Raw genomic sequence first — 1203 nt, 5'->3', positions numbered from 1 at the left:
CTGGGTGATGGTGCTGCCCGACCCGGCCGAGGCCGTCACCCACCTGTGGGCGGAGGGTCCGGACGACGCGTCGGCGCAGGCGCTGCTCGACGAGTGGGCCGGTGTCGTGGACAGCGCGGGGCGCTGATCCAGGGCCTTCCGACGGCTCTTGAGCCCGTTTGAACACGTTGGGACGCCCTCTCCCGGGCCCGGATCCGGCACGCCGGTGGGGCCATTGGGAGACGGCGCCCCCGACGTGCGACGATGTGCGGCATGTCGCAGCAGCCCCCCGTTCGGAGCACAGATACGTCGAGCCCGCGCCCGCGTCTCGACGCGTCCATGTCGCTGCTGACCAACGTGATGGACCACAGCCTCGACGACGGTTACGCCGAGGCGGCCGCGCGACGTGGCGAGACCGGCCGGTCCCGTCTGCCGCGCACCCTGCGCGGGCGGCTGACGATGGCCCTCGGCCTGGTGATGGTGGCGGTCGTGGTCACCATCGGGGCCGCCGAGGCCCGGATATCGGCGCCGACGCTGGCCAAGGAGCGGGGAGAACTCATCGATCGCATCGAGTCGGGGAACGCGAAGGCGGACGGGCTCACCAAGAGCGTGGACAAGCTCCGGGGCGACGTGGGGGAGAAGCAGCGGCAGGCGCTCGAGAAACACGGGGGAGCCAAGGGCGACCTGGTGGCGCTGCTCTCGGGGGCGACCGAGGTGTCCGGTCCCGGGGTCAAGCTGGTGGTCGACGACGCCAAGGAGTCCACGTCGGGGGGCGGCGGGGGCCCCAGGGAGAGCAACGACTTCTCCGATACGGGGCGGGTACGCGACCACGACATGCAGCGCGTCGTCAACGGCCTGTGGGAGTCGGGCGCGGAGGCCGTCGCCATCAACGGACAGCGGCTGACGGCACTGTCGGCGATCAGGGCCGCGGGAGACGCCATACTGGTCGACAACAAGCCGCTGGCGCCGCCGTACACGGTGCTCGCGGTGGGGGACGGACAGCGGCTGAGCACCGCTTTCCAGGACAGTGCCGATGGGCAGTACCTGCACGTGTTGCAGGAGAACTACGACATCCGCACGAGCATTTCCGCCCAGGACACGGTCCGGCTGCCTGCCGCGCCGAGCCTGATCGTACGTAGCGCAGAACCCATAGTCGGCGGTGCCGGCAAGGGTGGCACCGAAACAGGGAAGGGCACATCGTGATCGCCGTATTGGGCCTCATCG

The 1203-nt window shown here is 70.5% G+C and carries 1 protein-coding gene; it reads left to right on the top strand.

The genetic code is table 11. The features are described from left to right. Positions 1-243: 243 nt before the first annotated feature. Positions 244-1182, top strand: coding sequence for a DUF881 domain-containing protein (locus SSOG_RS05455; protein WP_009713208.1), 939 nt, complete (start codon positions 244-246; stop codon positions 1180-1182). The last annotated feature ends 21 nt before the right edge of the window (positions 1183-1203 follow it).

Origin of the sequence: Streptomyces himastatinicus ATCC 53653 (assembly GCF_000158915.1) — a bacterium.
Classification (GTDB): Bacteria; Actinomycetota; Actinomycetes; order Streptomycetales; family Streptomycetaceae; genus Streptomyces; species Streptomyces himastatinicus.
The sequence above is the reverse complement of the archived record's forward strand: the minus strand, read 5'-3'. Positions and strand labels throughout refer to the sequence as shown.

What these genes read in the sequence shown, in the direction of transcription:
- SSOG_RS05455 (WP_009713208.1), top strand. Translation starts at nt 244, where the DNA reads ATGTGCGGCATGTCGCAGCAGCCCCCCGTTCGGAGCACAGATACGTCG.